The organism is Ensifer sp. 2TAB8 (genome assembly GCF_052115125.1).
Lineage (GTDB): Bacteria > Pseudomonadota > Alphaproteobacteria > Rhizobiales > Rhizobiaceae > Ensifer.
In genome coordinates this window covers 189089-211155 of sequence record NZ_JBFRGB010000012.1, presented here as the reverse complement: position 1 = coordinate 211155, position 22067 = coordinate 189089, and the positions used below count along the sequence as shown (strand labels likewise).

The following is a 22067-nucleotide window of genomic DNA, read 5'->3' as shown; positions in this document are numbered from 1 at the left end:
TTGGCACATGCCGGCCCTTCCGGCAACTCAGGAGAAAAGGAGTGATTTGATGACAACGGGAATTACGCCTGGCGGGGTCATGAACTCACCCAGATCGACAAAATCGAGGTCTTTCAGCCGAACGCCATCGACAGAAATCAGGTGCGTGTGGATACCGAGTTCGCGATCAAGAATTCGACCGATCGTCTGCCCGACATCACCGTCGATCATCAAGACGAGAGGCTCTCCGCGTTTTCCGTCGGGAGCCGCGACGGCCTTGATTGCCTTAGCCATAGCCAGGAGCCGCGAATAGTCCGGCGATCCCGTCCAGGAAAAGGCCAGGGCCACGGTCGCCCTGGTGTCACGGTCCTGTCGATCGGCACTCTGACGGAAAGCCGCGGCGATCTCGTCCGCGTCTATGACTTCGGGAAGCTCCCGCCCAAGGTGAACCACCGGAATATTGTGGCGTGGGAGGACGTCCGCACCGTTCATGTAGAGCGTCTTTCCGCTCACCTGCACGGTGAATTGCGAAGCGMCAATGACGGTTGCGCGGATGCGCTGGCCCGCATCGACAATCGGAATATCGATGCGCGGCGTCAACTGAGCGATGATCTCGCCAGCGAGCAAACGTGCTATGTCGCCGTGATCTTTGTCTTCGTAGCCGAAGATATACTCCGACACGCCGCCAGAAAAAGTAATGTAGGTCGGCTCGACACGCCGTTCGAGCGGCTCCGTGAGAAGGAACCTCCTCCCCATATCGTCAAGTGGCGTGCCCAGTACTTCATCCACCACCAGCGCTGCCAGGCGGCGAGCGATCGCTGCGCGGTTGCCGGGGTCCGCCATGGTGTCGGGGTCCGCACTGAGCCCCAGTTCCTCGGCAACCGCGCGTGCGGAATCGTCGATCCGCGACCAGATCCCATCCTTGTCGTGCGCCAGGAGCCGGCCGCCGACTGCAAAGGCCGCGACGCTGATGATCTCGCCGTCGTCGATCAGCGCGAGCTTCGTCGTGCCGCCGCCTATATCGACATGAAGGCCGCAAGCTCCTCGTTTCTTCGATAAGGTGGTGGCGCCTGAACCATGTGCCGCCAGCATTGATTCGAGCTTGTGGCCGGCCGTTGCGCACACAAATCGTCCGGATTCACTTGCGAAGATTTCATCGATCGCGCGTGCGTTCTTCTTCTTGATTGCCTCGCCGGTCAGAATAACCGCGCCCGTGTCGATATGACTGCGGCGATAGCCGGCGTCCTCGTAGCAATGCAGGAAGAAGTGGCGCAACTCACGCGCATCGATCGTGCCATCCGGCAAGAATGGTGTCAGCAGGATCGGCGAACGCCAGACTACCTTCCGATCGATAACCGTAAAGCTGCTGGAGAGCCCTTCCGTGTCACGCCGCAGGACGACCCGCGCAAACAGCAGGTGCGAGGTCGAACTGCCGATATCGATGCCGACCGTCAGGAGTTCGACGGTTTCCTGCTTCCAGAGCCAATCGGCGATCTCCTGGCGCTCGGTTTCCGAGATATCTTCGTGTTCATGTTCGAAATCGAGGTCGTGCAATGATCCTTGGCCTCCGTTTATCCCCGTGCGTGTGGCCGCTCAGCTCGCAGGCCCGGCAAGGATCGGCGTCTGGATAACCCCAGTCAAGCTTTCCTCCGGGAGGGCCATAACTGCCTCTTCATCGAACAGATCGCCCATGGCGGAGGGCACGCCCGTCTTCCGCAATTCCTCCAGGAATTTGCGGTGAACGCGCGGATCCTGATCCTCGTACTCGATCTGGCGTCCGCCGTCTTTCACCGACGTGGCACCACCGCCTTCGGCGCTCTTGCGGCGCAGCGAGATGAAAGGATACCGCCGGCTGCCGAGGCTGCAGGCGACGTAGCGCGCCGGCTGATCGCAGGTATTGAAATGCTGGTGATACATCCAGAATGGCGGGGTGTACATGAAGCCATGTCGCCAGGGGATTTCCTTGAATTCGGAATCGCCCTCGTACCACATCAGCGAATAGCCTTCGCCATCGACGGCGTGAACGTGGGTGCCGGCGGCGTGTCGATGAGCCTTCTTGTAACGGCCCACAGGCATCTGCGAGACGTGCGAATGCATGGTGCCGTCCGCGAGCACGAAGTTGACGTTGAGCGATCCCTTGCCGCGGCCCTCGAACTCATAGAGCTTGAAGCTTGTCAGATCGTGGACGAAGTTCGTTTCCCAGATGTTCTGAACCTTGCGCGCAGAGTCCAGACCGTAGGAATAGAGCGAACCATCGCCTTCGAAGTGTTTTTCACCGCCAAGGCGATCTTCGAAGACGAAGTCGTTGGCGAAGACGAAGTCGAGGTTGTGATAGAGGTTGATCGTCAGCGGTGCATCGTTGGTGCAGGAGAGCCTGACCGTCTCCTGACCGGAACCGTTGTGGAACTGGTATTTGCAGTTGAGCGGGATCGCAAAGAGCGCCTTCGGCCCCCACTCGAAAGTGCGCTTCTGCCCATCCGGCAGCCACACAGTCGTCGAGCCGTAACCCGACAGTACATAGAAGAACGCTTCGTAAAGGTGCTTCACCGGGCGGGTCTTCTTGCCCGGCATGACTTCGATGACATAATTGGCCATGAAGTCGCCCATCCCATGCGTATGGGCAAAACACCCACGCGCCTCGTAACGGTCCCATTCGCCGGTTTCGAGAGCAAGCAGATCGTGGCCGAGGTCGAGATGGATCGGGATGCCTTCGCCTCGAGACCAGTCCTTGTATGGGTCGACGAGGAACTTCCGGTTGCCCGGGTCGGGTGTCACCGCTGGCTCGCCGTTGAACGGGGATTTGCTCTGGCTATTCATCTCATCGTCTTTCGTTGATCTTCAAACTCGGCGTGTAGCCGGACTATGGTGTCTGGAATTCCGGGACGGTAGCGTGTTTTCGGAAAAGGCATTTTCCCGGGAGGACAAGCCCCGGCGCTAGCCCAGGCCACCCTCGCCGGCGGAAAGCGGACGCACGGTGCGGCCAAGATAGGTCGCCTCCGGTCCATAGAGCAGAGCCTTTACGTCAGATGCCTTCAACGTCTTGACCAGCTGATCGACCTGCGCCGAAAGCGGGAGCATCAGCCCGGCTTTTTGCGCAAGATCCATGGTCACGTCCATGTCCTTCTCCTGCCAGGTGAAGCGGGTCGTATCCCACCGGGCAAGCGTCCCGTTGGTGCCGGGACAGGCCAGCAGGATTTCGCGCATGCGTTGCGCATCGATCCCGTAACGTTTGGCAATCAAAAGAGCTTCGAAGTTCGCCACGCAATGAATCCAGTGCAGCAAATTGTTGCAGGACTTGGCGACTTGCCCGGCACCGAGCGGACCGACATGCACCACGTCCCGACTGTAACTGGACAGCACGGGGCGTACGCTCTCCACATCTGACGGGTCGCCGCCGCATAGCGACAACAGCGTTCCGTCGCGTGCGCCGGAGGCACCGTAGACCACGGGCGCATCGACGAGACGCTGCCCGCGCTCCTCGATACGCGGTTTCAGACCAAGCATGGTCTCCGGACTGATGGTCGCCGCAACGACGATGGTCGCGCCGACCGCCTCCGAAAGCCCATCGCAGACGTCTATCACTTGCTGATCGTTGGCAACGACAAGCAGGAACATCTCCGCGGATCGGGCCGCGTCGGCCAGGCTTTCCTTCGGCTGAAGTCCCAGTTCGCCGGCCTGCCGCAGCCGCTCCGCGTCGACGTCGAAGGCCGAAACGTCAAAGCCCTTTCGGAGCATGTGGCCGCCCATGGCAAGCCCCATTTCGCCCGACCCGATGACTGCTACTCTCATTTCCACCTCGAAAACGTCATGGCCCGCCTGGACGCAATCCTCCCTGCGGCCGACGTGGCCTCCAACAGGCCGAAAAGCGGGCAACCAAGAGGCTGCCCGCTCTTTTTGGTCAGGATCAGTCCTTCTTCAGCGTATCCTGGAGAATGCTGACGATCTCCGGAGACTGGTCGAGGGCAGCCTTGACCACGTTTGCGACGTCGTCACCGACCTTCGGGTCGATCGGCAGGCCCAGTTGCTTGGCCTTTTCGAGGAACTCCGGATCGGCGACCGCCTTGGCATAGGCGTCACGCAGGGCCTTCAGGCGGTCCTCAGGAATGCCGGCCGGGCCGGCCGTCAGACGCGAGATGTTGCTCTGCGATGCCACAAGCGCGATCACCTTCTGCGCATCGGCGTTGTCGACCAGAGAGGACAGTTGCGGCACGTCCGTTTCCGATCCGCCGATCTGGGCGATGATCTTCGCATTGCCTTCATCGACGAACTGCTGGAAGGACGAACGCGAGGCGATAATGCCCTGTACTTCGCCTCGGCGCATGGCGAGCTGGTCGTCGCTGCCGTTGTAGCCCGAGATGATCTCGACCGGCAGACCAAGCGCCTTGACGAGCATGGTCGTTTCGACCGTCGAAGCGCTTCCGACACCGGCAGACGCGAACTTTACCGGCTCCTTGCTGTTCTTGAGCTGCTCGTAGCTTTCAATGCCCGAAGCCTTGGTGACGACGATGACACGCGGATCCGAAGCGACCTTGCCGATCCAGGACATCTTGCCGAGGTCGAACTTGATGCCCGGATCGCCCGCCAGCTGGCCATAGATGAGGCCTGTATTGAACGTGCCGAAGGTGAGGCCGTCCGCTTCGGAGGCATAGACGTAGTTGGTGCCGATCAGATGGCCGGCGCCGGGCATGTTCTGAACCACGAAGGTCGAGCCCGGCAGGTTCTTCTGCATGAACTGGGCGACCAGGCGCGCGTTGGTGTCGTAGCCACCACCCGGAGCCGTGGCGACGATATAGTTCACCGTCTTGCCGTTGAAAAACTCGGCGCCCTCCTGCGCCAGTGCCGGAGTTGCCATGACGGCGGCCATGGTCGCAACAGCGACGACGGCCTTATGGATGCGGTTCATATTCATTGGGTTCCCTCCTTGTTGTAGTTATGTTTAAGAGCGAGCCTCAACCCTCGCTCAAAGCTTCCTTCAGTGCCTCGATGACATCGGGTTTCTGATCGAGTGCCTTTTCGACCAGAGCGCCGACATCGTTTCCGACAAGCGGATCGACGGGCAGGCCCAGCGTGCGCGCCTTTTCGATGAATTCCGGGTCAGACGTGGCGGCGACATAAGCATCTCGCAGCGCCTTCAGACGATCGTCCGGCATGTCCGCCGGGCCCGCCGTCAGCCGCGAAATCCCGCTTTGCGATTCAATCAGGGCCACGACCTGCCGCGCCGTGTCACCGTCAATCATCGACGACAGCTGCGGAACATCCGTATCGCTGCCTCCAATCTGCGCGACGAAGCGACCCTTTCCTTCGTCCACGAATTGCTGGAACTCCGAGCGAGAGCCGATCACGCCCTGGACTTCACCGCGCATCATTGCGAGCTGGTCTTCGTTGCCATTGTAACCCGACACGACCTGGATCGGCAGCTTCAGCGCCTTCACGAACAATGTAGCCTCGATCATCGAGGCACTGCCCTTGCCCGCGGTGGCAAACTTGATCGGCTGATCGAGTGAACGAAGCTGCTCGAAGCTTTCGATGCCGGACTCCTTCGTGACGATGATCACCCGAGGATCGGAGGCAACCTTGCCGATCCAGGACATTTTCGTCAGATCGAACTTGATGTTCGGATCACCGCTGAGCTGGCCGTAGATCAGGCCGGTATTGAAGGTACCGAACGTCAGGCCGTCTGGTTCTGATGCGTAGATGTAGTTGGTGCCGATCAGATGCCCGGCGCCCGGCATGTTCTGAACGACGAAGGTCGAGCCCGGCAAATGCTTCTGCATGTACTGGGCAACCAGCCTGCCATTGGTGTCGTAGACGCCGCCGGGCGATGTCGCGACGATATAGGTGATCGTCTTGCCGTCGAAGAAACCGGCACCGTCCTCCGCGCCAGCCACGTTCATCCCCGCAACGAGAAACCCCGTGGAAATGGCCACTGCCGAAACCCGTCGATTGATGTGCATTTCGTCCTCCCGAATTCACAGCCGTTCGCCAAACCAGTAGCAGGCTTGCCGCGCAGGCGGCGCCTTTCACCGTTGGCCGAACCAACCTGTGCCGTCCACAATTCCCGTTTTTGCCTTTCCGGGCGCCCGCCCAGCGGGCGCCCTTTTCGCTGCGGCATTCAGGCCATGCCGATACCGATCGACCTCAGGAGCCAGGGCGTGAAGAAGCCGCTGAACAGCTGGATGTGCAGCAGCGCGCCGAACATCAGGTAGAGAAAGGCCGTCGCGCCGACAGCAAGTGAGATGGTCATCTTCCACGACGCCTCGGCCTGCAATCGCAGGAACGTCAGCAGAAGGATCGGCACGCTCACATAGAAGCCGAGGACCACGATGCCCACCACGAAGGTTACGAAGTAGGTCAACATGGTGAGTTCCTGCCGCACGGTGTGCGGACCGAACTCGGGTAGCTCCGGCTCGGGGCCCGGGACATGGGCAACACCTGCGCGCGGGGCACCGTGGAAGGCACTCTTCGGCGAATGGAAAAGGTCGATCGCCAGCTGGATGAGACAGAGCCCAATTGCCGGGATGCCCACGATCAGCGGCATGAAGCGGGCCTTTGCCGGGAACTCCATCGACAGTCCCACCATTACGCAGAAGAAGGCGAGCATGCCGACGGTGAGCCAGGTGCTGAATGTAAAGCGTCTCATGTGTTGACCTCCACGCCCGGATGCGAGCTGCTTGGCCGGAAGTTGCGATAGAAGGCGTAGGCCATCAGGGCGACGATCATGCTGATCAATACGAGCGACATCGGGCGCAGGAAGAAGGAGTATCCCCACAACTGCAGAGCCTGATGGAGCGAGGCCTCCGCCTGTCCGCCGAGAACCAGACCGATCACGAAGGGTGAACGTGGCCAGCCGGCACGCTGGAAGCCGTAGCCGACCGCGCTGAAGAGAACGAGGAGCACCAGGTTCTGCCACTGCACGTCGCTGACGAAACAGCCGATCGTGACGAAGATCAGGATGAACGGAGCGAGCATGCGGCCGTTCACGAAGGTCAGCACGGCAATCCAGCGGCAGGCGAACAGCAGGATGCCGACGGCGATCAGGTTGCCGACCACCAGCGCCCAGATCAGCGTCCAAACCAGGTCGAGGTGCTTGGTGACCATCATTGCGCCCGGCTGGATGCCGAGAATAAGGAAGGCGCCGAGCAGAACCGCCATGCCGGAACTTCCCGGAATGCCGAAGAAGAGGGTGGGAAGAAGCGAGCCGCCTTCCTTGCCATTGCTGGCGGTTTCAGGGGCGATAACGCCTTCGATCGCGCCCTTGCCGAACCGCTCCGGCGTTTTCGAGCTTTGGACGGCGTGACCGTAGCAAAGCCAGGCCGCGGTCGAGCCGCCAAGCCCCGGGATCATGCCGATAATCGCGCCGATGATCGACGTGCGGATGACGAGCCACCAATGGCGGGGCACTTCCATGACGCCCGAAAACAGCTGACGGTATGAGAACGCCTTGTCCATCGGCACTGCCGAGATCGCACCGCCCTTGGTGGCGAGCGCCAGCATTTCCGGCACGGCAAACATGGCGAGAACGGCGGTAACCAGGCTGACACCGTCCCAGAGGAACAGCATGTCACCGGCGTAACGAGCGGTGCCGGTGATCGGATCCATGCCGACGGTCGACAGCATCAGACCGTAGAACCCGACAATCAGGCCCTTCACGATCTTGCTGCCACTGGCCAGGAAGGCGATGAAGCTGATACCGAGCAGGGCGATCAGGAAGAATTCCGCGGGGCTGAACATCAAGATGACCGGTTCGAGCACCGGGATCATCACGGCGAAGACAACCGCACCGATGATGCCGCCAACGCCGGACGCGGTGATACTGGCGCCGAGCGCCCGCGCCGCTTGCCCTTGCTTGGCAAGCGGATACCCGTCGAGCGTCGTCGCAGCGTCGTCGCCGTCGCCCGGAATGCCGAACATGATACTGGAGATCTGGCCGCTGGTTCCGTTGACGGCATGCATCGTCAAGAGGAAAACCGCACCGGCCACCATGTCCATGCCATAGACGAATGGAATAGCCATGGCGATGGAAAGCTTCCCACCGATGCCGGGCGTCACGCCGACGAGCAGGCCGAAGACGACCGCAATCAGCATGAGACCCATGATGTGGGGCGTGCTCACAAGATTGTAGAGCGCCCCGAACATAGTCTCGATCATTTCTGGTTCCACCTCCCGTAGGACGGGATGACATCGCCAAGGCGATGAGTCCCGTCGGGCAATCGCTTGCGATCTCCTCCCGCAAGCTGGGTGATTGCCGTCATTTTGCGTCGGCTGCTTGCCGTTCGCTTTTGTCAATTAGTGCCACCGGCCCAATCTTTGTCCAAAGCAAAAAATTATGCTTAGTCCAGCAGTTTTTGCGCGGGCAGCGTTTGGCAACCCTTGAGACGGCAATCGGTCAGCGTCACGATTTCTCCCATTTTTTCTAGGTATTTCATGAACTTATTGGTTGGTTTGCGGCGGATACGTCGGCAAGCCGCGCATGGTTGGAGCTGCGTTTCCAACCCAGGCTCGTTTTCTTATCGACCGCAACCCCGGCAAGCCGGCGCGCCGCGCTAAGTTTTTCTTACTTCGAGGCTAAGCCGAAATGGCGTGGACTTCGCGGCGGCTCGCCTCTTAGCATCAGCTCCAGCGCCGACAGCAGTTTGCCCGCGCTTTCCCAGGCCGTGATCACGCCCGTCATCAGGTATCAGGCCGACCCGCATCGTCCCCGGAGGAGAGATGGACAAGCCCGTAGGAGAATGCGCGCCAGTCGCGGTTCAACCTGTCCCGGTTCTAGACCTGCTCTCGTCCTTCCTCCGGCTCGGCGCTTCGTCGTTTGGCGGCGGAATGACGGGCTGGACACATCGTGAAATCGTCGAGCGCCGGCGCTGGCTGACGGACCAGGAGTTCCTGCAGACACTGACGATCGCGCAGATCATGCCAGGCGCCAATCCGGTCAACCTCGCCGTCTACATCGGCTTGAAGCTTTCCGGGTTGCGGGGAGCGGCCGCGGCGCTGTGCGGCATGATCATGCCCGCCTTCCTCGCGATCCTGGCCTTAAGCTTTACCTATCAACAGCTGCGCAGCTATCCGGAGGCACAGGCAGTTCTGCGCGGGCTTGCCTGCGTCGGCATCGCCTCGAGCCTGACCATGGGCATAAAGACGGCGCGCCGGCTGAAGCCCCACGTTTTGCCGATCGGCATCGCGATTGCGGTGTTCCTGACAGTCGGCGTCTTGCGCTGGCCTCTCGTCCTGGTCGTCACAGGCGCTATCCCCATCAGTGTCGCCGCCACTTTCTGGCTTGAACGGCGGAGGTCGCATCATGGATGACGGCAAGCTCCTCAATCTCATCATGATGTGCATCCCGCTGTCCCTCGTTTCCTTTGGCGGCGGCCAAACCATCATCGCGAGCCTCCAGCATCAGACCGTCGACGCACAGCACATGCTGAGCGCTGCCCGCTTCACCGATCTTTACGCAATATCGCGAGCGGCACCCGGACCGGGGACGATGATCGTCTCGCTCATAGGCTGGGAAGTGAGCGGCATTCTGGGCGCGGTGTTCGCGACACTTGCGATCTTTCTGCCGTCATCGATCCTCATTTGCGCCGTCGGAAGCTACTGGCAGCGACACCGAGGCCGTCCCTGGGCAATCGCGGCGGAAAAAGGTCTGGCTCCGGTGGCGGTCGGATTGATCTTTGCGGGTGTCTTCGCCGTAGGCCGCTCCGCACAGTTCTCGGCGGTCGAATTGGCAACCACTCTTGCGGCCGGCATCGTCCTCCTGCGGACAAAGCTCGGCCCCTACCCGCTGCTGGCAGCAGCCGGTGCCCTCTACTTCATCTTGAGCCTCGCCGGACAGGTCTGAGGCGCACGCATCGTTCGCTGAGCAACCCTCAGCGCTTCCTGCAACGGATAATTTTGGCGCGGCGCGATTGACCGCACTCCGATTCACAGTATGATACTTAAACAAGAACGCTGTTCCATATAAAGGAACACTCTTCTATTTCGGGAGGAAAGGAAGATGACGCACCCCCTGGTGCTGAAAACGGCGCTTGGAAAGCACGATCACGTCAAGCCACTGAAGGACGGACGCGTTCGCTCGAACCGAGTGGAGTTGGTGTTCGAAGACTTCGAGCCCTTGCCCAAGGCTTTCCGTACGATGGTTCGCGGTGGTGACCTCGACGTTTCGGAAATGGCGATCGTCACGCACCTGCTGGCGCATCACTATGGAAAACCGATCACGGGCCTCGCGATCCCGCTCTGGAGCCGTCTGCCCCACACCAATCTCGTCTGTCCCGCCACATCGCCTATTGAAGGTCCGCGGGATCTGGCGGGAACCCGGGTCGGCGTACGGGCCTATGCTCAGACCTCCGGCGTTTGGGTGCGCGGCTTCCTCCAGCATGAGTATGGCGTCGATCTCGACGGCATCACCTGGGTCACCATGGAAGACGCCCATCTCGGCGAGTACCAGGATCCTGCGAACACCGAACGCAACCGCAGCGAAATGGCGCTTCGTCCCTTGATGCTCTCGGGCGCGCTCGCAGCCATCATGGGTGAGCGCGACGTCGATCCCGCAGGCATTCGCACCGTGATCCCGGACGCGGAGGCCACCGCTGAAGCCTGGATTGCTCGCACCGGTATCGTGCCCATCAATCACACTGTTACCGTCAAGACGGCGCTCCTCAAGGAATATCCTTGGCTCGCCGGCGAGCTGATGGAAATGTTCGAGGAGGCACGCCACCTGGCCGTCGCCGATGGCGCGGCACCGCCGCCGGCCTACGGGCTTGAGGCAAACAGGGATTCGCTGCAGCTCGCCTTTGCCTATTCCGCCGAGCAGGGCATCACGCCGCGCACCTATGACGCCGGCGAGCTCTACCCCGCGATCTGAAGTTCGGCTCCGCGCCCCAAGAAATGGCATTCAAGGATATCGCCATGATCATCGACATTCACGGACACTACACGACCGAGCCACAGGCTCTGCACCTGTTCCGCGACCGGCAGCTCGCCGGCCTCGCTGATCCGATGCGCCGTCCGCTCACCACCGATCTCGGCATCACCGACGAGATGCTTCTGAAGTCCGTTGAGCCGCAATTGGCGTTTCAGAGGGAACGCGGCAGCGACCTGACGATTTTCTCACCCCGCGCCGCCGGCATGGCCCATCATGTCGGCACGGAAGCCGTCAGCATGCAGTGGTCGCAAATGTCGAATGACCTGATCCACCGCATCTGCAAACTCCTGCCGGACAACTTTGCAGCGGTCGGACAGTTGCCACAGCATCCCGGCGCGCCGCCGAAGAACTGTATCCCTGAACTCGAGCGTATCGTCACCGAACTCGGGTTCGTCGGCGTCAACCTCAACCCCGATCCATCCGGTGGCTATTGGACCGACCCACCGCTCACCGACCGCCAATGGTACCCGCTCTACGAAAAGCTCTGCGAGCTCGACGCTCCCGCCATGATCCATGTGACGTCGTCCTGCAATCCTTGTTTCCACCACACGGGGGCGCATTACATCAACGGCGACACGACGGCCTTCATGCAGTTGATACAGGGTGACCTGTTCAAGGATTTCCCGACGCTGCGGTTCGTGATCCCGCATGGCGGCGGGGCGGTACCGTTCCATTGGGGGCGCTATCGCGGTCTGGCGCAGGAAATGAAGAAGCCGCTCCTTACGGACCACCTGCTCAACAACGTCTTCTTCGACACATGCGTCTACCACTATCCGGGCATCGAGCTGATGGCCAAGGTCATCCCGATCGACAACATTCTGTTCGCGTCCGAAATGCTCGGCGCGGTCAAGGGCATCGATCCGGAGACGGGCCACCACTACGACGACACCAAGCGCTACATCGACCAGCTGACGACGCTCGACGAAGAAAGCCGCTACAAGGTCTTTGAAGGCAACGCGCGGCGCGTCTATCCGCGCCTCGATGCGCAGCTCACCAAACGCGGGCGCCCAGGCCGGGCCGGACGTTAGTCATGGTCGCCGCGTCGTTTTCGTCAGCAGCAGGACATGTCGCCGTCAGACAGGATCGCATCCTTCATCCAGTAAGGCGGCAGGTCGTCTTCGGTGACGTCTGCAACACGTTTGAAAGCCTTGAACTGATGGCGTCGGTCGGGCGCGGTCCAGAAGGCGACGATGGTCTCCAGTGGCGGGCATCCGGGCAGGCCACACGCAACCTCGGACACCACGACCACGACGTCCTCGTCCAGCGAAAAGCGTTCACGCGTCCAGGCCTTCACCCGGCGGGTGGCAGCGAGCGCTTCAGAACGGGCTGCAGACGATTTGAGCATGGTTTCGATCCTAGCCTGCCGACATCGCGGCGGATGGCATCCCAATACTTAGAGGGCCGGCATCCGGCCTGTCAAAAACCAATTCGGAAAAACCAACCGGGCGAAAACGGCATGCCAGGCATGCCCGCCGTCGGACAGCACTCGAAAGGATGAAGAGATGACGCAACAGGTACTCGCAGCGGTCCGCACCGGCCCGGGGAAGATGGAAATGCGCGAATTCCCCATGCCCGACATCCCGGAAGACGCCGCCCTTCTGAAGATGGAAGTCGCCGGCATTTGCGGCACCGACGTCAAGCTGTTCAAAAGCCCGCCGAACAATGCGCCCACCATCATGGGTCACGAGAACATCGGGTACATCGCCAAGGCTGGCCGTGAATTCACCCGCCGCAAGGGCTTCAAGGAAGGCGACCTCGTCTTCGTCGAGCACTACGTCATGTGCGGCAAGTGCCAATGGTGCCACCAGGGTCAGTATCGCCATTGCGAAAACACCGACTGGCGCAACAATCCCGAAGGCATTCGCTACGGCTATACCTCGGCCGAACGCGCGCCGCACCTGTGGGGCGGTTTCGCCCAATATGTCTATCTGCCGTGGAACGCAGTGGTTCACCGCGTACCCAAGGGCGTGACGCCCGAACTCGCCGGTCTTGTCACTCCAATGGCCAACGGCGTCGAATGGTCGCTCTTCGACGCGGGCGTCGGCTATAATTCCACCGTGCTCATCCAGGGGCCGGGCCAGCAGGGCCTGTCGCAGACCGTGGTCTGCAAGCAGGCAGGCGCCTCGCTCATCATCGTGACGGGAACGACGAAGGACGCCGCCCGGCTGGAGGTCGCCAAGGCGCTTGGAGCCGATTATGTCATCGACGTTCAGCAGGAAGACCCTCTCGCCCGTATCATGGAGATCACCGGCGGAAAGGGTGTCGATATCTCCCTCGACTGCACGGCCGGCGCCGGCACGATCCCGATCCTCCTCGGCGTGGAGGCATTGAAGCGGAAGGCCGGCACTATCCTCGTCCAGGGCGAGATGAAGGAGTTCCCGAACTTCCCCCTTGAAAAGGTGACCACCAAGGCGATCACCATCAAGAGCGCCCGCGGCCACAGCTACCTCGCCTGTGAGCTTGCTCTTGAGCAGATTGCCTCCAACCGGTTCCCTCTGGAAAGGATCACCACCCATACCTTCGGGCTCAAGGATGCAGACCTCGCCATCCGCTCCGTCGGCGGCCACGGCGTGCCCGACGTCATCCACGCATCGTTGATGCCGTGGATGTGACCGGGCCTGCGGGAGGAATGGAAATGACGCTTGGTTTCCGAATTGTCGAACGTCGCCGGCGCGTGAGCGCCGAAACGATCGAGTTGTTTCGCGATGTCCCCGTCGCAAATGTCAGCGACGTCATGTCTCGCATGTCTGCAGCGGGACCGGATCTTCGCCCGTTCCACGCCGGCGGCGTGCTTGCGGGTGCCGCCTTCACGGTCAAGACAAGGCCGGGTGACAATCTGATGATCCACAAGGCCCTGCTGATGGCTGGTCCCGGTGACGTGATCGTCGTCGATGCCGGCGGAGACCTCACCAACGCGCTTGTGGGCGAGCTGATGCTCTCCCACGCGCGCGCCATTGGCACCCACGGTGTGGTCATCAACGGCGCTGTCAGGGACTACGGCTGGATCAGGACCAACAGCTTCCCGGTCTTTGCCGCCGGCATCACGCATCGCGGTCCCTACAAGGACGGCCCCGGAGAGATCAACGTACCGATCTCGCTCGGAGGGATGATCATCGAACCCGGCGATCTGATCCTCGGCGACGAGGATGGCCTGGTCTGCGTTCCCTACGATGACACCGGCCGGATTCATGCCCTTGCGAAGTCCAAGAACGAAGCAGAGGCAAAGACGCTCGCCAACACGCTCGCTGGCAAACTCGACCCGAAGCTTTGGGTCGACGACTGCCTGCGCAAGCTCGGTTGCGAAGGCGTTTAGCATCGAGCCGGCCTGCAGGTCCGTTTCGAACAGGAATCCTGGCGCGGCATCCGCCGGCCAGGGATGCGCGCGGCTGGACGATGACGCCGTGCATAACGAATGTGAGGTTTGATCATGGCAACGACGACGATCGATGGAATTGCAACTCGCTACGAGGTGCTCGGTTCGGGACCGCCGCTGTTGATGTATTCGCCGGGTGGATTTGACGCGACGCTGGAGAAATGGCGGACGCAGGGCATCTATGCCGAGATCCAGTTTCTGGAACAACTGCCGAACCATTTTACCTGCATCACCTTCGACCGGCGCGAGACCGGGCAATCCGGAGGACGCGTGGAGCGGGTGACATGGTCGGATTACGTGCGGCAGGGCAAGGGGCTGCTGCAACATCTGGGCTTCGACAAGGCCTTCCTGATGGGGGGCTGCATGGGCTGCAGTGTCGCCGCCGCCTTTGCCGTCGAGCATCCGGAAACGGTTCTCGGCAACGTGCTGTTCTGGCCGGTGGGCGGCGCACGTTACCGCATGGCAGGCCACCAGCGCTTTGCCGAGCACCTGGCCTTCGTTCACCAAAACGGACTTGAGGCCGTCGTGACGCTCGCCGGCGAAAGCAACAAGCCCTTCGGCGCGGACCCGCGTAGCGGGCCGTGGGTCTCGGTCCTGCGGCACGACAAGGATTTCGCCGCTCGCTATGTCCGCCAGAACGTCGATCACTACAAGGTGCTCGTCGCAGGTATGGTGCGCACGCTGCTCGACCGCGACACCGCTCCCGGCGCCGAGCCGGAAGATCTGTTGCGGCTCGACATACCCACGCTCATCATCCCCGGCGCGGACGCTTCCCATGCCACGTCCGCCGCTCGCTACTTCCAGGAGTGCATTCCCGGCTCCGAATATTGGGATGTCCCGGTTTCGGGCCAAACCTCGACAGCCACGAACGCACGGGTGATCGAGTTCCTGCGTAAGGTCGCCGGCTCCGCCTGATCGTCCCCCGGGGACGCATCCCCGTCAGGCGGATGCGTCTTCCAACCCGAAGAAATCCGGCAGGAACTTTTCCCCCTCGCTTGAGAGGAACTTTTCGAAGGCGGCAATCAGCGGCGTCATTGCTCGGTCCGTCCGGGTGACGGCAAACCATTGCCGCCGAATGGGCAGGCCGATTACATCGAGGATCGCAAGCTTTCCGGCCTGAACCTCCGCCGCCACACTATGGGCGGCGAGAAAGGCCACGCCATTGTCGGAAAGTATCGCCCGCTTGATGTCTTCGATCGACTCCATCTCGGTGTTCGGGCCATCCGCACGCCCGGGGATTTCGCTCATGAAACGGTCGAAGAAGATGCGTGTCCCGGAATCGGGACTGCGAAGATAGAAATGCTCTCGCGCAATTTCCGCTTTTGAGATTGCATGCTTTCCGACCAGCGGATGGTGGCGCGCGCTCACGGCGACGAGAGAATGCTCGCCGAAGATCGCCGCACGAACCGAAAACTCCCTGGGCGGCCGGCCGAGCAGCGCGACATCGATCGTACGGTTGCGAAGACGCTCGACCGTTTCGGCCCGCCGCTCGATGAACAGTTCAAGGCTGACGTTCGGATAGGCGGCCGCAAAGGCGCTGATCATCGGCTCGGCAAAGTACTTGACCGTCGAGACGGCACCGACGGTGATGTGGCCGCGCTTTACTCCCTTGAAAGCGTCGAGTTCTTCACCGAGTTGGGCAAGCCGCTCCTCAATGTCGCGCGCAGCGGAAAGAACAGCGTGGCCCGCCTCGGTCGGAAACATGCCGTGCGCCATCCGATCGAACAGAGGAATTCCAGCTTCGGCCTCGATCTGCTTGAGCTGCAGCGTCACGGCAGGCGCCGTCAGACCAAGCACTTTCGCAGCGCCGACGATCTTACCGTGCCTCTCGATCGCACGCACAGACTTCAGCTGGCGAAAAGTGATGTTTTTCATAGTCGGACAATAGAAAAACTTAATGCGGAGGTAAAGAGATTAAAATTTACTTTCCCTTGGAGATGGCCGATTTTCAATGTCAGCAGAGTAACCCCTTACGACAAACTGCGCCGCTGGCGAGCGCCTGGGATCTGCAGAATCATTCGAAACATCAAGGGAATCGAGAAATGAAAGCAGCAATCAGGAGCGGTCTGCTGGTCTTGGCCACCGCATCTCTTCCAGCCGTCGCCTATGCTCACACGGGGGTTGGCCCGGCAGGYGGGCTTGGCCATGGCTTCATGCACCCGGTCGGCGGCCTTGATCACGTTCTCGCAATGGTCGCCGTCGGCATGTTTGCCGCCATCCTTGGCGGGCGCGCACTCTGGCTGGTGCCTGCAAGCTTCGTCGCGATGATGGCGGTCGGTGGCGATCTTGGCATGGAAGGCGTCGCCGTTCCCTTTGTCGAAACCGGCATCGCTGCATCCGTCGTCGTGCTCGGGCTTGTCGTTGCCTTGCGGTGGAACGCACCCACTGTCGCGGCAATGGGCATTGTCGGCCTCTTCGCAATTTTCCACGGCTACGCACATGGCGCCGAAATGCCGCTTGATGCTTCCGGCAAGCAATACGCGATCGGCTTCATGGCGGCGACGGCCCTCCTGCATATCGCCGGCATCGGCATTGGCAGCATCATCACCCGCTTGAGCGGCCGCGCGACAACCGCCATGCGCTTCGGCGGCGGCGCCATGGCACTGGCGGGCGTCGGCCTTCTGGCGGGATACATCTGATCGCATCTTGATCGCCCCGCAGGGCGCGTCGTGTTGCAAGCCAAGCTTCGCCGCTAGCACCAAAAAAGCCGCCTCGGTTGAGGCGGCTTTTTTGTTTGTCTGTTCACGCTTCTTCCGCAGCAGGATGGCGGAAGGATCACGTTAGAGACTTCAATCAGGCGCGCTTGACGGCCCGACGGAATGCCGCCTCGTCGATCCCGAGCGTGTGAAGTGCGCTGGCGGAAGGAGTGCGACGTTCGCGCGTGGCAGCAGCGCATTCCTGCGCAGCGTTGAACAGGCTCATGCCATTCTTGAAACCACCAAACATGCTGCTGACCCAGTTCGTGTTTGCGTAGCGCGCGACCATCGTCGTCATCTCTCGTCTCTCCGTTGTATATGCAGAGCATATAATGCTGCAGCGCAACAAAGAAAAGAGCAACGCGCACAGCCCTGCCATGCGGCTACCGCATGGCAGGGCGAGGGCAATTATTGCCGAGGCCAAGATATTGTTCTCAAACCGATCCTGGCGATCGTGGCCGGCCCAGGCCGGCCATCAGATGACGAAGCTTTCCATGGTTTCCAGCGCGAAGATATCTTCGGCGCAAAGCTGCCGTTTCGACAGTCCCTGCTCGTAGGAGTAGCGAAGGAAGGTGTCGAGCGTTTGCCGGTTCTGTTTGAACCCATAGCTCCAGTAGTCGTCCCCCATCAGCCGCCTCGCCTCCTCGACATGGGCGCTGAGCCAGGGCAGCATGACTTTCAGGGCTGCCGTCTCCTGCAGGTCGCGGTAGACACGGCGCTGGGCTTCTCCAAAGGCCTTGTAGAGCGATTGGGCGATCCAGCGATGGGCTTCATAGAGCTCGCGGCGTATGACGATCGTATGCATGATCGGGAATATGTTCGTCTTGCGGAAGTAGGCCCGCTCGACCTCGACGAAGTTCTCGAACAGACGCCGCACCTGCCCCGATGGTCCGCCATAGGAAGAGGGCTTGCGCGCGGTGTAGAGCGCATCGATGTCACCATCCCTCAACATCGTCGAGAGAGTCTGATCCGGCCCGAGCCGCTTCAAGCGGATGTGCTCCGGCAGGTCGAGCGGAAGCTTTTCCGGTCGGTTCGGTTGTTCCTCACCACCGGCGAAATAGGTCACGTCGTCGACCTTGACGCCATATTCGTCCGACAGGATGCCTCTGATCCATACGGGCGCGGTCATCTGGTATTCCGGCGTTCCGACCCGTTTTCCAATAAGATCCCGCGGTTCACCGATGCCGGCATTCGCATTCACATAAATCGAGGAATGCCGGAAGAAGCGCGACGGGAACACCGGAATGGCCACGAATGGCCGCGGCTCTGAAAAACACGACATCACATAGGACGATAGGGACATCTCCGCGATGTCGAACTCCCGATGACGCAGCATGCGGAAGAAGGTCTCTTCGACCGGCATGTTCAAAAAGACAAGATCTATACCGTCGGGAGCGATCGTCTTGTCCATGAGGGGGCGCATCCGGTCGTAATCCCAACAACCGAACGACAAACGTAGCAGCGAACTCAGAATCTTCTCCCTGGCATCCCGAGGACGGAGCTGCCAACCGACGGCAGTCCCCCACATGGGTTGGACTACCAGCGGTCCGTCGCAGCTTCCTCTCCCGTCCTCCCGTTTCGATGGCGCCGATCATCGAACGCACGGAAGCGGATGTCCAAGATAAAACCTATAGGCTTGCTCAAACGAAATCCGCTTGCTCGACCGGCAAGAGCCTGTCGATCGTATGCGCATAGGGGCCAACCTCCACCGTCAGCCGATCGACCATACGGTCAATGAATGCGAGGAACGGCCTCTCGTCGGCAAAGCCACGGTGGCTCGGATGCGCAAGGAAAAGCGTGCGCTTCACGGCCGGCCGCGCGATGCGGCGGGCCGTGATCAGGCCTTTCTTCACCTCTTCGGCCACAATCCCGTAGGGCATGATGCTCTGCGCCACCCCATGCAGCACCAGAGCCTTGATCGCCTCGTTGGACTGCACCTGATAGGTGATCTTCACGTCGACGGAGAGCCTTGACGCCGTTTCCTGCACGCGCTTCCAGATGATGTCCCGGTTGGAGACAAGGGCAAGGTCACCGGCGACGGCCTGGCGGAAGGAGATATCGCCCTCCTCATCCTTGCCGCTTGGCGCGGCGACATGAAGGAGCTCCTCTTCAAGCAACGCGACCCGGCGAACGCCGGGATTGTCTTCGATGTCATAGGCAAGCACATAGTCGAGCTCGCCTCGTTCCAACGCATCCGTCAGCACGAAGCTCAGCTCTTCGACCACCTCAAGCGCGATATTGGGCAGCTGTGCGTTGGCGGCGACAAGCAGTTCGGTGCCGATCAGCTTCAGGATGCTGGGCGTCGCTCCGAAGCGGATACGGACCTTCTCGCCCCCAAGCGCAATCAGATCGCGCCGCGTTTCCTCGATACGCTGGAGTATCTCGATTGCCCGCTCGTAAAGCAGCATTCCGGCGGGCGTCGCACTCACGCCGCGGGAATGTCGATCGAGGAGCTGGATTTGCAGGTTGTCCTCCAGATTTCGGATCTGGATACCGAGTGCGGTCTGCGCGAGGTTCAGTTGTTCAGCCGCGCGCGTGATGTTCCCGACTTCGACGACCTTCACGAAATAGGCAAGTTGGCGCAGCTTCATTGCATGTCCCAGCATGTGATTGTGCCGTCTCAGTAGAACTGATCAAAATGAACCTGGGCCGACGGTACGCCGAGGTCAATCAGCATCTTCTGGATCGCCTGCCCCATCAACGGGGGACCGGCAAAATAGATCTCGCAATCGCGAAGCCTGTCGCCAAACAGCCGCTCTGCGACTTCGTGGACAAAGCCGCGATGGCCGGGCCAGGCACCATCGTCGCCGTTCGACACGACCGGATGATAGCGGATGTGGGTACCGAAACGCGGCAGCTCCGACAGCATCTCCTCGCCGCAGATGTCGCGCGCGGTACGCCCGCCGTAGACGAAATCGATGGAGCGTCCGGAAAAACGCGGCGAAGCGGCTGCCGCACGCGCGACCGATATCATCGGCGAGAGACCCGACCCGCCGGCAAGACAGATGATGTCCCGCTCTGCCTCCTCGCGAAAATAGGCCATTCCGTAGGGACCGTCGACACCAATCCGCTCGCCAATTTGAAGGGCGTCAAAAAGCTTGGCTGTCGCTAAGCCATTCGGCACGCGCCTCACCTGGAAATGCCATTCGCCGGCGTCGTTGTCGATGTTTGCCATGGAATAAGCCCGGTTGCCCTGCACACCCGGAAGCTCGAGGAGAGCATACTGGCCGGCCAGAAAATGAACCGGCCGATCGAGTTTGAAACGGAATTCACGGATATCGTGGGTGATATCGCGAACGGCCGAAAGTGTGGCGGACTGGCGAACCGGCGGAAAATGGCTCGCATATTGCGGCATGAACCTGAGTTTGACGACGCAGTCGCCCAGGGGACGGGCCTGGCAGCCGAGCCGGCGTCCCCGTTCCCGATCACGCTCGCTCAGCCCCGGTGCGTCGGCGCGCATCTCGACGATGTCGCCTTCCAGGAGGTCGAAACGGCAATTGCCGCAGGAACCGACGTTGCATTCGTAGGGAAAGCCCAGCCCGGCCCTGAGGGCCGATCGCATGATCGTATCATCGTCTGCGCACTGCCACTTTGTCTCGCTTCCCCGGACTGCAATCGTCGGCATCGTCAACTCCCTAGGTCATGCTGGTAGGCCGCCGTGTAACCAAGGCGGGATGAAATGGACGCGACCGCGGCAAGAAGCGGCTGCGAAAATCCTTCAAGGGCCTCGATCGAGAGGCGCTGCAGAGGGCCTGCGATGCCGACTGCGCCGATGACGGCACCGGTGGAATCGCGAACGGGTGCCGCGATCCCGCGGATACCCGGTTCGTTTTCTTCGTCTTCGAGCGCAAAGCCACGCTCGCGCACCTCAGCGAAAATCGCGCGCAATCGCTCCGGATCCGTGACCGATTTCGGGGTGCGACGCTTGAGCTGACCGGTCAGTACCTGGTCCACAACGGCGGGGCTCGCGAAGGCGTAGATCGCTCTGCCGACCGCGCTGCAATGGGCGGGCTTGCGCGCACCGAGATCCGATTTCATCGCCAGCGCCTGCGGGCTTTCAAGATCGTAGATATGCATGACTTCGCCATCCGAGGGGATGCCGAGAATGATCGTCTCGCCCGTCAGTTTTCTGAGATCGAACAGATACGGGCGCGCCTCGTTCGGCAGATCCATGCGCCGACGCACGAGCGTGCCGAGCGCGAAAAGACCAACGCCCAGGCGATAACGCTCCGTCTGCGGGTTCTGCTCGAGAAGCCCTTCGGAAACCAGGGTCTGGGCAAGCCGGTGTACCGTGCTCTTCGCCACTTTGAGCTTCTTCGCGAGCGCGCTCACACCGATTTCCGCTTCGTTCTCGGTAAAGGCCTTCAAGAGGTGGATGGCGGTCGCCACCGACGAAAGGCGGTTTCGGGTGGCGGGGCCCTTGTCTTGCTGCGCAGTCTGCTTCTTGGGTGCGTTCATGATCAGGTCATCCGATTGTAGGCTCGTGGCTCGTCCATAACACGATTACGCTGGTATCCGGCAACGCCGCCCGACCGATCTCAAACCCTCAAGGCACTCAGCATCTCGCCGACATATTCGTCGCCATTGGAAATCACGAGCATGGCCGCGAACGGACGCATGTTGGAGAGTGTGCGCGACAGCACTTCGTAGGCCACGTCGGGCGCGCTCAGCACTAGGCCAGTGGCCAGCTTGTTGCGCACGAAACAGGCATTCCCGATGACTTCGGCCGCCTCCGCGGCATTGCCGGCCGTCGTCACCATCACCACCACGTCCGCATCCGCGAGCTCCTCGACAAGGCTGGAACGTTTGCCGTCCAGGTCCTCGAGCTCCGCGTCGACAGACAGCATGTGCAGCGTATCGCTCGCCGGCTTGGGCGCCACGTAGCTGAGGAAGCGCGCACCGTTCCAGGTGAGGCCGGCAAGGTTGCGGAGTGTCTTGAGACTTGCCGAATCCAGCGCGATGATCCGCGACTTGCGGGGCCGCGAATTGGGATAGCTGATACGGAAGCAGGCTTCCTCCGCTGTGCTGAAGCGCGCACTCTCGCTCATTCCGAGCTGCATAGATGTTCTCCTCCGTTCCGAAGACCCATGTCCCTGAGTTGCGG

At 61.1% G+C, this 22067-nt stretch carries 23 protein-coding genes; 8 read left to right on the top strand and 15 right to left on the bottom strand.

The features are described 5' to 3' along the window. Positions 1–27: 27 nt before the first annotated feature. The 7 genes from AB4Z53_RS20740 to AB4Z53_RS20710 all read right to left on the bottom strand — a co-directional run bounded on the left by AB4Z53_RS20740 (position 28) and on the right by AB4Z53_RS20710 (position 8127). Entirely contained in the window at positions 28–1533 is a 1506-nt protein-coding gene (locus tag AB4Z53_RS20740; protein ID WP_441597528.1) for an ethanolamine ammonia-lyase reactivating factor EutA, read from the bottom strand. A 39-nt stretch (positions 1534–1572) separates the two neighbouring features. Continuing rightward, positions 1573–2796: a hypothetical protein gene (locus AB4Z53_RS20735; RefSeq protein WP_441597527.1), complete on the bottom strand. Its 1224-nt coding sequence runs from the start codon at positions 2794–2796 to the stop codon at positions 1573–1575. Between the two features lie 117 nt (positions 2797–2913). After that, complete coding sequence (locus tag AB4Z53_RS20730; RefSeq protein ID WP_441597526.1) at positions 2914–3768, bottom strand: NAD(P)-dependent oxidoreductase; 855 nt, start codon at positions 3766–3768, stop codon at positions 2914–2916. Between the two features lie 115 nt (positions 3769–3883). Continuing rightward, on the bottom strand, positions 3884–4888 hold the full coding sequence (locus tag AB4Z53_RS20725; RefSeq protein WP_113537024.1) for a Bug family tripartite tricarboxylate transporter substrate binding protein: 1005 nt from the start codon (positions 4886–4888) through the stop codon (positions 3884–3886). 40 nt (positions 4889–4928) lie between these two features. Then, positions 4929–5933 carry a Bug family tripartite tricarboxylate transporter substrate binding protein gene (locus AB4Z53_RS20720; RefSeq protein ID WP_291149474.1) on the bottom strand — a complete coding sequence of 335 codons (1005 nt, stop codon included), beginning with the start codon at positions 5931–5933 and terminating at the stop codon, positions 4929–4931. Between the two features lie 158 nt (positions 5934–6091). Next, positions 6092–6619: a tripartite tricarboxylate transporter TctB family protein gene (locus AB4Z53_RS20715; protein WP_291149471.1), complete on the bottom strand. Its 528-nt coding sequence runs from the start codon at positions 6617–6619 to the stop codon at positions 6092–6094. Further along, on the bottom strand, positions 6616–8127 hold the full coding sequence (locus AB4Z53_RS20710) for a tripartite tricarboxylate transporter permease (protein WP_441597525.1): 1512 nt from the start codon (positions 8125–8127) through the stop codon (positions 6616–6618). The genes AB4Z53_RS20715 and AB4Z53_RS20710 overlap by 4 nt, the downstream gene beginning before the upstream one ends. A 561-nt stretch (positions 8128–8688) precedes the next feature. Here AB4Z53_RS20710 and AB4Z53_RS20705 point away from each other — a divergent pair. The 4 genes from AB4Z53_RS20705 to AB4Z53_RS20690 all read left to right on the top strand — a co-directional run bounded on the left by AB4Z53_RS20705 (position 8689) and on the right by AB4Z53_RS20690 (position 11922). After that, a complete protein-coding gene (locus AB4Z53_RS20705; protein WP_441597524.1) occupies positions 8689–9279 on the top strand; it encodes a chromate transporter in 591 nt (196 codons plus the stop codon). Continuing rightward, positions 9272–9811, top strand: coding sequence for a chromate transporter (locus tag AB4Z53_RS20700; protein WP_113537019.1), 540 nt, complete (start codon positions 9272–9274; stop codon positions 9809–9811). Before AB4Z53_RS20705 ends, AB4Z53_RS20700 begins: the two co-directional genes overlap by 8 nt. A gap of 156 nt (positions 9812–9967) precedes the next feature. Continuing rightward, positions 9968–10834, top strand: coding sequence for a hypothetical protein (locus AB4Z53_RS20695; RefSeq protein WP_441597523.1), 867 nt, complete (start codon positions 9968–9970; stop codon positions 10832–10834). Positions 10835–10878: 44 nt separating this feature from the next. Further along, positions 10879–11922 (top strand): amidohydrolase family protein, encoded by a 1044-nt coding sequence (locus AB4Z53_RS20690; RefSeq protein WP_441597522.1) that lies wholly within the window; start codon positions 10879–10881, stop codon positions 11920–11922. 23 nt (positions 11923–11945) lie between these two features. Here the strand turns inward: AB4Z53_RS20690 and AB4Z53_RS20685 are convergent, their stop codons facing one another. After that, on the bottom strand, positions 11946–12239 hold the full coding sequence (locus tag AB4Z53_RS20685; RefSeq protein WP_113537017.1) for a hypothetical protein: 294 nt from the start codon (positions 12237–12239) through the stop codon (positions 11946–11948). A 157-nt stretch (positions 12240–12396) separates the two neighbouring features. Between AB4Z53_RS20685 and AB4Z53_RS20680 the strand changes: the two genes are divergently transcribed. The 3 genes from AB4Z53_RS20680 (at position 12397) to AB4Z53_RS20670 (ending at position 15182) form a co-directional block, all read left to right on the top strand. Beyond that, the gene (locus tag AB4Z53_RS20680; protein ID WP_441597521.1) at positions 12397–13506 is read left to right on the top strand and encodes a zinc-dependent alcohol dehydrogenase; all 1110 of its coding nucleotides are present in this window, start codon (positions 12397–12399) and stop codon (positions 13504–13506) included. 23 nt (positions 13507–13529) lie between these two features. Then, positions 13530–14207, top strand: a complete 678-nt coding sequence (locus AB4Z53_RS20675) for an RraA family protein (RefSeq protein ID WP_441597520.1) — start codon at positions 13530–13532, stop codon at positions 14205–14207. Positions 14208–14321: 114 nt separating this feature from the next. Further along, entirely contained in the window at positions 14322–15182 is an 861-nt protein-coding gene (locus AB4Z53_RS20670) for an alpha/beta fold hydrolase (RefSeq protein ID WP_441597519.1), read from the top strand. Between the two features lie 24 nt (positions 15183–15206). On the opposite strand, the gene AB4Z53_RS20665 is transcribed toward AB4Z53_RS20670, so the two are convergent. Beyond that, positions 15207–16142 carry a LysR family transcriptional regulator gene (locus AB4Z53_RS20665; RefSeq protein ID WP_441597518.1) on the bottom strand — a complete coding sequence of 312 codons (936 nt, stop codon included), beginning with the start codon at positions 16140–16142 and terminating at the stop codon, positions 15207–15209. A gap of 167 nt (positions 16143–16309) precedes the next feature. On the opposite strand from AB4Z53_RS20665, the gene AB4Z53_RS20660 reads away from it, so the two are divergent. Next, on the top strand, positions 16310–16906 hold the full coding sequence (locus AB4Z53_RS20660; protein ID WP_441597517.1) for a HupE/UreJ family protein: 597 nt from the start codon (positions 16310–16312) through the stop codon (positions 16904–16906). A 154-nt stretch (positions 16907–17060) separates the two neighbouring features. On the opposite strand, the gene AB4Z53_RS20655 is transcribed toward AB4Z53_RS20660, so the two are convergent. From AB4Z53_RS20655 to AB4Z53_RS20630, 6 genes are all read right to left on the bottom strand, one after another. Next, entirely contained in the window at positions 17061–17261 is a 201-nt protein-coding gene (locus tag AB4Z53_RS20655; RefSeq protein ID WP_113537012.1) for a hypothetical protein, read from the bottom strand. A 177-nt stretch (positions 17262–17438) separates the two neighbouring features. Continuing rightward, complete coding sequence (locus AB4Z53_RS20650; protein ID WP_441597516.1) at positions 17439–18374, bottom strand: ABC transporter substrate-binding protein; 936 nt, start codon at positions 18372–18374, stop codon at positions 17439–17441. A gap of 229 nt (positions 18375–18603) precedes the next feature. Continuing rightward, the gene (locus tag AB4Z53_RS20645) at positions 18604–19554 is read right to left on the bottom strand and encodes a LysR family transcriptional regulator (protein ID WP_162768701.1); all 951 of its coding nucleotides are present in this window, start codon (positions 19552–19554) and stop codon (positions 18604–18606) included. Between the two features lie 29 nt (positions 19555–19583). Then, positions 19584–20588 (bottom strand): FAD-binding oxidoreductase, encoded by a 1005-nt coding sequence (locus AB4Z53_RS20640; protein ID WP_441597515.1) that lies wholly within the window; start codon positions 20586–20588, stop codon positions 19584–19586. Positions 20589–20590: 2 nt separating this feature from the next. Next, positions 20591–21421: an IclR family transcriptional regulator gene (locus AB4Z53_RS20635; protein ID WP_113537009.1), complete on the bottom strand. Its 831-nt coding sequence runs from the start codon at positions 21419–21421 to the stop codon at positions 20591–20593. An 80-nt stretch (positions 21422–21501) separates the two neighbouring features. Then, entirely contained in the window at positions 21502–22023 is a 522-nt protein-coding gene (locus tag AB4Z53_RS20630; protein ID WP_441597514.1) for a hypothetical protein, read from the bottom strand. Between the last annotated feature and the right edge of the window lie 44 nt (positions 22024–22067).

Bases quoted from the DNA above. Each gene is read 5' to 3' on its own strand.
- AB4Z53_RS20735 (WP_441597527.1), bottom strand. From the start codon at position 2,796: ATGAATAGCCAGAGCAAATCCCCGTTCAACGGCGAGCCAGCGGTGACA.
- AB4Z53_RS20730 (WP_441597526.1), bottom strand. From the start codon at position 3,768: ATGAGAGTAGCAGTCATCGGGTCGGGCGAAATGGGGCTTGCCATGGGC.
- AB4Z53_RS20725 (WP_113537024.1), bottom strand. From the start codon at position 4,888: ATGAATATGAACCGCATCCATAAGGCCGTCGTCGCTGTTGCGACCATG.
- AB4Z53_RS20720 (WP_291149474.1), bottom strand. From the start codon at position 5,933: ATGCACATCAATCGACGGGTTTCGGCAGTGGCCATTTCCACGGGGTTT.
- AB4Z53_RS20715 (WP_291149471.1), bottom strand. From the start codon at position 6,619: ATGAGACGCTTTACATTCAGCACCTGGCTCACCGTCGGCATGCTCGCC.
- AB4Z53_RS20710 (WP_441597525.1), bottom strand. From the start codon at position 8,127: ATGATCGAGACTATGTTCGGGGCGCTCTACAATCTTGTGAGCACGCCC.
- AB4Z53_RS20705 (WP_441597524.1), top strand. From the start codon at position 8,689: ATGGACAAGCCCGTAGGAGAATGCGCGCCAGTCGCGGTTCAACCTGTC.
- AB4Z53_RS20700 (WP_113537019.1), top strand. From the start codon at position 9,272: ATGGATGACGGCAAGCTCCTCAATCTCATCATGATGTGCATCCCGCTG.
- AB4Z53_RS20695 (WP_441597523.1), top strand. From the start codon at position 9,968: ATGACGCACCCCCTGGTGCTGAAAACGGCGCTTGGAAAGCACGATCAC.
- AB4Z53_RS20690 (WP_441597522.1), top strand. From the start codon at position 10,879: ATGATCATCGACATTCACGGACACTACACGACCGAGCCACAGGCTCTG.
- AB4Z53_RS20685 (WP_113537017.1), bottom strand. From the start codon at position 12,239: ATGCTCAAATCGTCTGCAGCCCGTTCTGAAGCGCTCGCTGCCACCCGC.
- AB4Z53_RS20680 (WP_441597521.1), top strand. From the start codon at position 12,397: ATGACGCAACAGGTACTCGCAGCGGTCCGCACCGGCCCGGGGAAGATG.
- AB4Z53_RS20675 (WP_441597520.1), top strand. From the start codon at position 13,530: ATGACGCTTGGTTTCCGAATTGTCGAACGTCGCCGGCGCGTGAGCGCC.
- AB4Z53_RS20670 (WP_441597519.1), top strand. From the start codon at position 14,322: ATGGCAACGACGACGATCGATGGAATTGCAACTCGCTACGAGGTGCTC.
- AB4Z53_RS20665 (WP_441597518.1), bottom strand. From the start codon at position 16,142: ATGAAAAACATCACTTTTCGCCAGCTGAAGTCTGTGCGTGCGATCGAG.
- AB4Z53_RS20655 (WP_113537012.1), bottom strand. From the start codon at position 17,261: ATGACGACGATGGTCGCGCGCTACGCAAACACGAACTGGGTCAGCAGC.
- AB4Z53_RS20650 (WP_441597516.1), bottom strand. From the start codon at position 18,374: ATGGACAAGACGATCGCTCCCGACGGTATAGATCTTGTCTTTTTGAAC.
- AB4Z53_RS20645 (WP_162768701.1), bottom strand. From the start codon at position 19,554: ATGAAGCTGCGCCAACTTGCCTATTTCGTGAAGGTCGTCGAAGTCGGG.
- AB4Z53_RS20640 (WP_441597515.1), bottom strand. From the start codon at position 20,588: ATGCCGACGATTGCAGTCCGGGGAAGCGAGACAAAGTGGCAGTGCGCA.
- AB4Z53_RS20635 (WP_113537009.1), bottom strand. From the start codon at position 21,421: ATGAACGCACCCAAGAAGCAGACTGCGCAGCAAGACAAGGGCCCCGCC.
- AB4Z53_RS20630 (WP_441597514.1), bottom strand. From the start codon at position 22,023: ATGCAGCTCGGAATGAGCGAGAGTGCGCGCTTCAGCACAGCGGAGGAA.